At 42.9% G+C, this 10,045-nt stretch carries 6 protein-coding genes; 4 read left to right on the top strand and 2 right to left on the bottom strand.

The window, feature by feature from the left end; genetic code table 11:
- Nucleotides 1-84 precede the first annotated feature (84 nt).
- Both SORDD24_RS08850 and SORDD24_RS08845 read right to left on the bottom strand, forming a co-directional pair.
- The gene (locus SORDD24_RS08850) at nucleotides 85-6,171 is read right to left on the bottom strand and encodes an alpha-L-fucosidase (RefSeq protein ID WP_061409680.1); all 6,087 of its coding nucleotides are present in this window, start codon (nucleotides 6,169-6,171) and stop codon (nucleotides 85-87) included.
- Between the two features lie 337 nt (nucleotides 6,172-6,508).
- Nucleotides 6,509-6,985 (bottom strand): glutathione peroxidase, encoded by a 477-nt coding sequence (locus tag SORDD24_RS08845; RefSeq protein WP_061409678.1) that lies wholly within the window; start codon nucleotides 6,983-6,985, stop codon nucleotides 6,509-6,511.
- 201 nt (nucleotides 6,986-7,186) lie between these two features.
- Here SORDD24_RS08845 and SORDD24_RS08840 point away from each other — a divergent pair, with 201 nt between their 5' ends.
- The 4 genes from SORDD24_RS08840 to SORDD24_RS08825 form a co-directional block, all read left to right on the top strand.
- Nucleotides 7,187-7,465 (top strand): TIGR04197 family type VII secretion effector, encoded by a 279-nt coding sequence (locus tag SORDD24_RS08840; RefSeq protein WP_061409676.1) that lies wholly within the window; start codon nucleotides 7,187-7,189, stop codon nucleotides 7,463-7,465.
- Entirely contained in the window at nucleotides 7,462-7,821 is a 360-nt protein-coding gene (locus SORDD24_RS08835) for a DUF3958 family protein (protein WP_061409674.1), read from the top strand. Before SORDD24_RS08840 ends, SORDD24_RS08835 begins: the two co-directional genes overlap by 4 nt.
- Complete coding sequence (locus SORDD24_RS08830) at nucleotides 7,811-9,466, top strand: LXG domain-containing protein (RefSeq protein ID WP_061409672.1); 1,656 nt, start codon at nucleotides 7,811-7,813, stop codon at nucleotides 9,464-9,466. The genes SORDD24_RS08835 and SORDD24_RS08830 overlap by 11 nt, the downstream gene beginning before the upstream one ends.
- 10 nt (nucleotides 9,467-9,476) lie before the next feature.
- The coding region (locus tag SORDD24_RS08825; protein ID WP_155720154.1) for a TipC family immunity protein at nucleotides 9,477-10,045 on the top strand (569 nt) is incomplete at its 3' end.

Genomic DNA, 10,045 nt, shown 5'->3' with positions numbered 1-10,045 from the left:
TCTAGAGATAGAAAAAGAGAAGACCAGATGGTCTTCTCTACGGGGGAACTGAAATAATGGGAAAGAATCAATCAAAGATATTTATTAGTCTTTGAAATTCTTTTGGAAAATGAGGAGAGACAAGATAGAAGTAATGGCTGCCAAGAATAGGAAGGCATTCGCTTCTTGTTCCCCAGTTGCAGGGAGTAGTTTTTCCTTTTCTTGTTTGACTGTAGTTGCAACAGGAGCTTTTTCATCTTTTGCTGGTGAATTGTCTGTTACGACTGGAGCAGGTTTTTCGGTCTCTCTTGGGAAAACATACTCAGGAAGGGTCACAACAGGTGGTGCCTCTGTTCCTACTGAGCTTTGTTTAGTACCCACCTCAATCACTCTATCCTGAGCCGGAGTTGTTCCCGTTTGAACAACCTTGCGATTGTCACCGTCTACTTCAACATATTCGACTAGGATACCGTCCTTACCTTCTGATAGAACTTGCTCTTTTCCTTTGTCTAATTGGGCATTTTCGCGACGGATAGTCTTGAACGGTACTGGTTTATTGACAATTTCCAAACTTGGAAGTGTAAAGACAAGATCCTTGACTCCTTCTTCAGGACTTGAAGAAGTAATTGGTTTTTCTGGTTGAGCTGGAGTTTCCGGTTGAGTCGGAGTTTCCGGTTGCGCCGGTTTCTCAGGTTGAGCTGGTTTTTCCGGTTGAATTGGTTTCTCAGGTTGAGCTGGAGTTTCCGGTTGAGTCGGAGTTTCCGGTTGCGCTGGAGTTTCCGGTTGAGTCGGAGTTTCCGGTTGCGCCGGTTTTTCCGGTTGCGCCGGTTTCTCAGGCTGAGCTGGTTTTTCCGGTTGCGCTGGAGTTTCCGGTTGTGCCGGTTTTTCCGGTTGAGCTGGTTGTTCAGGCTGAGCTGGAGTTTCCGATTGTGTCGGTTTCTCAGGTTGAGCTGGAGTTTCCGGTTGCGCCGGTTTCTCAGGCTGAGCTGGTTTTTCCGGTTGAATTGGTTTTTCCGGTTGCGCCGGTTTCTCAGGCTGAGCTGGAGTTTCCGGTTGAATTGGTTTTTCCGGTTGAGCTGGTTGTTCAGGCTGAGCTGGAGTTTCCGGTTGCGCTGGTTTTTCCGGTTGCGCCGGTTTTTCCGGACGAGCAGGTTTTTCAGGCTGAGCTGCTTCGAGCTTGCTGATTTGTTCGAGAGCAGTTTCTAGTGCTTTGTTGACTGCTTCCTGAGTCTTAGCTTCTTGGATCGCAGCAATGGCTTGATCTGCAATTTCAACTAATTTCTTCTTGGCTTCATTGTTAGAACCAAGCTCACTGACTTTTTTCTCGATAGCTTCAGTCAAGCTAGCCATGGCTTTATCATACTCAATTTCCGGTTGTTTTGGTTCAGCTGGTTGTTCAGGTTGTTCAGGTTGTTCAGGTTTAGAAGGTTCTTCAGGCTGCTCAGGTTGCTCTGGACTAGGTTCCTCTTGGCCTCTTTGATAGTTCTCGTCCTTGGATAGGATATCTTGTAAGGCGCTGACAGTCAACATGACTTCTTGAACATCCACAGCTTCGGTACTGAGTTGGTTTCTCAATTTTTCTAGATTTGCTTGGAAAGCTTGGCGTGCAGTAGCCGTATTTTTCAAACCTGCTGGATCAAAGTTTGACAGATCATCTTTCCATTTAGAGATAGACTGGATGATATCGGACTTGCTGTAGAGTTCACTACCTTCGCCACGAGTGATGAATTGGTCTACCTGAATACCAATATTTTGAGACAAATCGTTTCGATTAGGATCTAGTTGAAGGGTGACTGCGTGTAAGTTTTCGTCCAGACCTTTTAGGCTAACCAGAGTTTGATTGCCTTGGCGTTGGGCTGCACGACCGCTAAAGTATTTCTTACCATCAATAGTCGACGCATTTCCCATACCCTCTTGGTAAGGAACTTCTTTGCCGTCGAGGAATACCTTGTAGATACCATGATTTGGATCAACATAGCCCTTGATATCAAGTCCAGTACCGTAGAAGTAAGCTGTTACGGTTGTCTTTTTCTTTTGCTCGTCAGTTAAGCGACCAAAGGATGCCCAAGACTCCGTTTTTTGGTACTTGTCTGCCGAATTGGTTTCATGGTGCCAGCCAGGACTATAATCCAACTGACTAGCTTGGTCATCATAACTTGTTTGGTCCTTGACCAGCAATTCAGCTTTCATCACTTGGATGGTTGCATCTGTAGCAAAACCGAGCAGGGCACCATCAGTGACAGAAGTGAGCTTGGCTTTGAAGTCAAAGACAGAGTCAGCTTGTTCAGTAAAGTCAATCGTTGGGATGGTCACAGTCTTTTCTGTTTCTCCATCTTCAAAAGTCACATCTTGAGTTGTATCTTGGTAAACTTTACCGTGAACTCCAGTTCCAGGTTCTGTGATGAAGCGAACAGTAGCAGCCCCCTTGCTTCCACCAACACGTTTAATCTTAACAGTGACTGGTTTTCCTTTTTCGACTTCGTAGTTAGTAGACTCAAGTTCAAACATCCCTTTGCTATCATTGTTTAGGGTGTAGATTCCTTCTGTAGCAATTGGTTCGCCTGTTTTGTTTACAAGGGTAATGGTATGTTGACCAGGTGCTAAATCATCTGTTTCAAAGACTTTTTGGCTACGTTTACGGCTAGCATTCTTAGTTTGCACATCTGCAACCTTTTGTCCATCAACGTAGACGGACATTTCTCCATGACCTGGGTCGACTGTAGAGACGACATAGGCCTTGGTCCCTGTGAAGGTATAGCTTACTTTAGCATCTTTTTTGTTGGTCCACATTGAAGTGCCACGAACACCTTCAGATTCATTGTACCAAGTTGTACCGGCTGTATCCGCTGTTGTATTTGAGTGGTATTCAAGTCCAAGAGGGTAGCCGTCTGTCTTTTCGATACTACTTGGTGTTTTGTAGACAGAGAAGTTGTTCAAGATTGGTGTAGCTTGTGCTCCTGTGATGGTCACACGAATTTTTTGTGCCTCTACAGGTTTACCTTGAATCAAGCGACGGTAACCAACAGTTGAACCTTCACCGTAAGTCACCCAACGTCCGTTGATTTCGACTTCAATCTTGAAACCAGAGATACGTTGACCTTTGGCGATGTCTTCTTTAAGTTCGACAACGTCAAAGCGTCTCTTTTGTCCTAAATCGACTGTGAAACTACCAGTTGTGGCATCATTTGAGAGCGCCCAACTAGTATCATCTTTACCGTCAGTCAGGTGACTTTCCTTGTAGAGGTGGTTCTGACGAGTAGAACTTGTTGTTACAGTGGCCCCTTTGGCAAAGTCAGTCGCATACATTTGGTCTAGGGTTGCTTTGAATTCCTTCAAGCGAGCTACATCCGCATCTGCGAATTTTCCTTCTTTGTTTGGTGGAATGTTGAGAAGGAGAGGGGTTCCACGACCAACAGACTTGAAGTAGATGTCCATCAACTCTTTGAGTGATTTCGGCTGTTGGTTGTCATGGTAGAACCAGCCCGAGCGGATCGAAACGTCGGCTTCCCCTACAGAGTACATATCACCGTCAGGGTCGCCATGGTTGAGGTATTCATTTTTTACATCATCTGTGATCTTGGCTCTCTTGACTTTATGCCAGACAGGGTCACCAGCGATACCACGTTCATTTCCGATCCAGCGAACGCTTGTCGGTTGAGCAGAGAAGATGGCGATATCTCCTTCAGCTTCTTTGATATATTTGAACCACTCATCAAAAGTATAGGTTACTTTTTGGGCACCGCTACCACGCGCACCGTCCATCCAAACCTCGATGAATTTCCCTTTATTTCCGTATTTTGGATTTCCAAGGATTTCTTTCAGTTGGTTGAGATAGTATTGGTTGTATTCTTTTTCGGTTGCAACATGGTATTTTGGATGATTGGCATCCCATGGTGACAAGTAAACACCCATATTCATGTCGTACTTGCTGGCAGACTTGGAAACTTCTTCGAGAAGGTCACCCTTTCCATCTTTCCATGGGCTGGCAGCTACAGTATGATCCGTATACTTAGAAGGGTAAGCAACGAAACCATCGTGGTGTTTAACAACCATAATGGTTCGTTTGAAGCCCGTTTCCTTCAGGGTGCGAATCCACTGGTCTGTATCCAAGTTGGTTGGATTGAAGTATCGAGGGTCTTCTTTCCCATTTCCCCATTCAGAATTGGTATAAGTGTTCATTCCGTAGTGGATGAAGGCCGCCAATTCTTCCTTGTGGTAGTCGAGTTGGGCCTTGCTTGGAAGAGGTCCATGGTTGCCAATCTCAGTTTCTTTATCTTCTGGATGAGTGACTGGAGGAGTCGGTGTCGTTGGATTGGATGTGTCAGCGATTGGCTCGTATTCAAAGACGACTTCATTCACCCCTTTTTGCTGGATCCTTGCTTCCAGGCTAGTTTTGACTGGACGGTAGCCAGCAATGTCTTTTGCATGGAAGGTGTTGACAAAGGAAACCTCATATTCTTGGCCTTCATTGTTATCAACTGTCGCTTCCGCTAGTTCAGTACCTGTTCCTTTTTGACGGTAGTAAACTTTGAAAGAGCCTTTGTTGACTTTATAGACCACCTTGATGACACGGGTACCGGCAGGCGCTTTACTGACAACATTGTGATCTTCAGCCCAAGTATCTTTTAGTTGTTTATTGACCGCTACACCATCAATGGATACAATTTCGTATTTACCTTTATTTTTCTGATAGAAGTCCGTTTTCTCGATTTCTTTTTTGAAATTGTAGTCAAATGGAGAATCAACAGCTGTCTGTTCGATGAAGGTATCATTATCTTTGACAGGATTTCCTTCTTCGTCTTCGTGTTGAATAACAACACGACCGTATTCAACTCCCTTGGTCAAGCTAGCAATCCCATCTTGGTCGAAGGAATATTCGTTGCTTCCGATAACAGCTGTTTCGTTCCGAAGCATACGCCCCTCATCAGTAAAATAGTAACGATTTCCGTTATCTCCTTGGTACCAGCCTTTCACACCATATTTGGCAATCATGTCCTTAACCCATTTCAGTTGTTCAGGTGAAAGGACGAGTCCGCCACCAAAGCGATCCTTTTCAGCCACACCATTGTCAACGGTTCCGTGTTGGTGAACCCCCAGAACTTTTCCTTGGCTGTCTACAATCCCGCCACCAGACAAACCAGATACAGAAGTAGTTTTGTAGGTGATACCAGTTGTTCCCTTATCATCGTAGGATTCAACAGATCGGATGGTCCCATCTGCCTTGTAAAGCTGACCGGCTAGGATAGGTTGTTTCAGTTCTTTTGAGCTCGAGTCAGTTGGGTAGCCAATCGTACTGATGGCTTCTCCCGGCTGATGTGTCTTGTGCTCCGCTAAAGGCGCAAAGGTTGCTGCTTTGTTTGGACTAGCAATTGGAAGAGGAATAGGAGCTTCTACAAGAGCAAGGTCGTTTTTATAGCCTTTTCCAAACTCCTTCTTGTTCCAGAAATGGATGTCCTTTTCTCTAAATAGAACCGTAGTCCCAGAAGATGGCAGTGAATTTTTCTTTTCGCTGTTTGAACCAACGTTATAGTAGAATTGGGCAGATTTTCCACCACGAATGTGACCTTCGCCGGTTTCTTTATTAGCCTCTAGGAAGTTATGTGCAACGGTAAGAATCAAATTAGGTGCAACAAAGATACCAGATCCTGAAACGAGGTAGCGTTGCTCTCCTGCATTGTAAGTGCTGTAAACCATAGTAGCAGCAGTAGCAGGTTGTCCCTCGTAGTTGATGTGTTTGAGGTCTTGTCCTCCGTTAATAATAGCACGGTTTCCATTCTCAGCTTCTTTTGGAGCTTCTTCCTTATCCTTTAGAATGCTCTTAGTTTCTACTTCTGGACTAGCTTTCTGGTCAACGATAGTAGTCGTATCGAGTTCTTTTACAGGTGTGTCTGGGTAGGCACGGTCCTGAATGTCTTCAGGGAACGAGTCAGCACTGTTGGTATCGGCAACAGGTGTTTCTTGTTTTTCAGCTCCTACACGGCCTTCTTCTTTAGCTGGTTCAGCCTTGCTTTCCTCTATATCTGCGACTTGTTCAATTTGCTGATCTAAATTGGATGTTGCGGTAGGAGACGTTTCGTCTGCACGTACGGTTCCAGAAGCAAAAAATGCCAGTCCGACGATGACAGAGGCTACTCCCACAGTTAACTTCCGAATGCTAAAAGTTTGCCCTTTTTCAAAAAGGTATCGATTCATAATATTCTCCTAGTTTTTAGAAAGGCAGTCAGCTACTACCCGAGCCCAAGCTTGACTTGGTTGCATCTTTATTTTACGATAGATCAATTCTCTGATAATTTGTAAGCCCCTTACCTCCCTATTTATAAAGCGCTTTCATTTTAAGGTAAAAAAATTTAATAGGCCATTTTTTCCTTTAAATGACTAAAAGTTTTTAATATAACAAATATACTAAATTAATGAAAGAAATGCAATAGCAAAAATTAAATATAAATTAAAGAAAATCAGTTACTTTTTAAAGAAAAAACGCATCCTTTCAGGATTCAAACTAAATGAAAGGATACGTTTTAAAAAGAAATTAGAGTAATTTTTGGATACATTCTTGGATGGTTTTGGGGTCTGTTTTGGAAGAGAAGCGCTCAAGGACTTGACCATCTCGGCCAATGAGAAACTTAGCAAAATTCCATTCGATTCGTTTTCCTAGTGGGCCAGACTTCTGGTCTTTTAGCCAAACATAAAGAGGATCTGCTTCCTTGCCGTTGACCTTGATCTTGGCAAAGCGAGGGAAAGTTGTCTGATAGTGTAGACTGCAGAAGCTATTGATTTCCTCTGCGCTGCCGGGTGCTTGTCCCATAAATTGATTGCAAGGGAAATCTAAGATTTCAAAGCCCTGATCTTGATAGCGTTCATAGAGGTCTTGGAGCCCCTGGTACTGGGGCGTTAAACCACATCCTGTAGCAGTGTTGACAATCAAGAGAACCTTGCCACGATAGCCCTCCAGGGGAGTTGCTTGGTTATTTTGGTTTAAAACGGAAAAATCATATACACTGGTCATGAGGGCCTCTTTTCTTTTTCTACATTGTAACAGTTTTTACTATTTTCGTCGAGTCGGATGGGAGAGGTTGTTGAAAAAATACACAATTGTATATAAATCAGGACAAAATGATGCTCCTTTTATGAAACATGGTATAATAGGCCTATATAGCTAAATGGAGTGAACCTATCACTAGGGAATGAGAAAAAGGATAAAACAGCCATGTCAACAGTAAAAAGTGATCTAAATCTTGCGCAAACATATGCGACTCAGCTTAAAAATGCTTGTCAATCGTTAACAGCGATCGCTGCGGCTAGTCAAGATGACCTAACGACCCTTCAAGGGAATAACAAGGCCCATCAATGTCTGACAAAGGATCAAAATCTAGCTAGTCAGATTACAGCCGCTGTCAGCCTAACTTCCGAACGAGTGCACTCTATAGCGAGTGATTTTGAGGCGCTAGATAAGGCTGCGGCTAATGGTTTTAGGAGTCATACATGAGCAGGTTGGATGAGTTGAAGAAAAGAGAGCGAGAACTCTTGTACCAGCTAGAAGACAACGGAAAAGAGAATTACCGCACCAAAGAACTGATAGAAACCTTTGAAGGGTACGATAGAGCTAGCCACCGTTATCAAAGTGATTTGTGGGAGGTTGCCTATCAGAGCCGATACGCAGGACAGTTGGAAGAAACGCTCCTGCAGAGAAATCATCTCAAAAACCAAATCTTTGAGGACCTCACCTACCACATGGATGATTTGAAGAAAGAAAAGTTCCGATTAGAGGGAGACTTGGATGCGGTTTACTATGAAAGGCGCAAGGAACTAGAAAGAGAGGAGGAGACGCGTCATGGGCATTGATATGTACTTGGAACAATCACAACTACAAAGTTCGAGTGTAGCAACCATGTGCCAATCTCAGGTGGAGGCTTATCAAGACTTGCAATCAGCTATTCAAAAGTTTTCAGAGGATACAGAGAGTCTAAAGGGCGATGCTTATAATTCGGCTAGAAGTTTTTTTGCAAGTGTCTTATTGCCCTTGAGCAAAGGGGGACAACTCTATGCAGAAACCTTCTCTCAAGCTATCAAGAAATTACCAGAAGACTACCAAACGATGGTCGACAGCAAGAGTTGGCGTGAGGATGATCTACTTGATAAGATCCGCCAGGAAGAGCAGATGATCGCCTATCTAGATGAAGTCAACCAATCCCTTTCTTCCTTGACCATGGATAGTGAAGAAAAAGGGAGATTGAGACGTAGTAATGTGGAGCTCATGAGAGGACACCACGCGAATAAACGTGTCTATGAAACGATTTTGAAAGACCTGCGTGCCTATGATAGCTACTCAGGAGGACTTTTCGATGATTTAGACAGTATCGACGTGCAGTTGAGTCGAGGACTGGCCCAGATCGAATCGAGCTGGGATGCAAAGCAAGGCGTCTTTAAAGTCCCATCTGATCTGACTTGGACCAACTACCTGACTGCCTATGCTGACACAAAGGATATGAAACTCAGTCGTCAAGAGAAGGCCTTTGTCCAAACCATGATGGCAGAATACGGCTTTGATGCCGAGACAGCCCAACAGCTCTTGACCATCAAGCAAGGGATAGACAAGAAGTTCCCAACCTCTAGTCAAGAGTTCCGTGACTATATCTTTTTGCGAGTCGTCGGTGCGGCAAACTATAATGATTTTAAGTGGAAGGAAACAGCGGGTCATTTGAAAACTTATTTTTATAATGTGACTGTTGGCAGCTCGATTACAGGAAAATCAAGAACAGTAGAAAAACCGCTTCTTGAAATTTTTAAAGAACTTGGAATTGAAGATGTAAAAGATGCAAAAAAATTGATTTATAATCTTAGACTGCAGCATGAGATGGCAAGTGGGGAATCTGATAACATAGAAAAAATTAAGGATGATGATCAAAAAAATGGAACTAACCATTATGATTCCTATAAAAGTACTTATGAAGGGATTTATGGTGATAAGGGTAACTTTGACCAATTTTGGGACAGCAAACTAAAGTCATACTCTAACAATGGAGCGGGCCATGCAGACTTTACCCACCAGTCCATTACCATGGCTACTCATCTTAATCCTAATCAAGTTCAGTTAGCCGATGTCTATGGCGGTAGAGAGCGTGTCAAGGACCTTTCAGGCTGGGAGGGAGATACGACCTTTAATGCAAATGATATGAAGCCAAGCATTGGAGAAGATGACTACAAGGCAGACCTAGACTCGGTCAACCTTATCGGCCGGATGCAGAAGGGGCAATCCTATGACCAAGCTATATCTTCTTACTATGCTGACCTTCAAAAAGACTCCTCTCAGAGAGAAAGAGAATTCCTAAAAAATAAGGATTGGGATACAGTCAGAGATACTATTTATGATAGTTTGCGACCAACGGATATTAAGCTAGATGGAGAAGATGCTCTTAAAACATATATTGAAAGAAAATATCCAGGAGTGTCCAAGTTTTTAAATCGTTTAGAAGCTGTGGCAGATTAGGAGAATGATGATGAAAAAAATATTAGCTTTAATAGCGTTGTTCGCACTAATTGTATTATCCTGTTTCTACTTTTTTATCCATCAACCTAAAAACATTTTTGATGAGATTTATCAGGAGACGGAGAAAACCTATCGGTCAAATAATATTTTAAGAAACATAGATGGGTTTAAAATCAGACCCGATTGGCCTAACGATGGAGAATATTTTGCATACACCCCTTCAGGGAAATATCAAACTCATCCTGAAGGTTATAAAGACATAAGTATTAGCTTTAATTTCGGAGAAGGTATTAAAGGAATGACGATACGTTTTGAAAAAAGGATTAATTCGGATATTACCCTATGGTATTCAGCACACTATAATATAAAAAAGAAAGTACTTCAAAAGGAGCTTGCGATTTTTGAAGAGCCAAGGCAACCAGGTCAATATCTTGATGATGAAGAAAAAGTAAGAAACTATTTAAAAAAATATAACATAACCAAAGAAGAATTAGAGAAGGACTACGATGAAATCGTCAACCAGAAAGTCTTGAAAGACTGGTGTTCCATCTATGACAGTAAGTATTCACCAAGCAACTA

Origin of the sequence: Streptococcus oralis (assembly GCF_001579175.1) — a bacterium.
GTDB classification, from domain to species: domain Bacteria; phylum Bacillota; class Bacilli; order Lactobacillales; family Streptococcaceae; genus Streptococcus; species Streptococcus oralis_O.
Note: the sequence above shows the minus strand (reverse complement) of the source record. Positions and strands in the feature narration are given on the sequence as shown.

Excerpts from the sequence above, each read along its gene's own strand:
- SORDD24_RS08850 (WP_061409680.1), bottom strand. The coding sequence starts at position 6,171 with ATGAATCGATACCTTTTTGAAAAAGGGCAAACTTTTAGCATTCGGAAG.
- SORDD24_RS08845 (WP_061409678.1), bottom strand. The coding sequence starts at position 6,985 with ATGACCAGTGTATATGATTTTTCCGTTTTAAACCAAAATAACCAAGCA.
- SORDD24_RS08840 (WP_061409676.1), top strand. The coding sequence starts at position 7,187 with ATGTCAACAGTAAAAAGTGATCTAAATCTTGCGCAAACATATGCGACT.
- SORDD24_RS08835 (WP_061409674.1), top strand. The coding sequence starts at position 7,462 with ATGAGCAGGTTGGATGAGTTGAAGAAAAGAGAGCGAGAACTCTTGTAC.
- SORDD24_RS08830 (WP_061409672.1), top strand. The coding sequence starts at position 7,811 with ATGGGCATTGATATGTACTTGGAACAATCACAACTACAAAGTTCGAGT.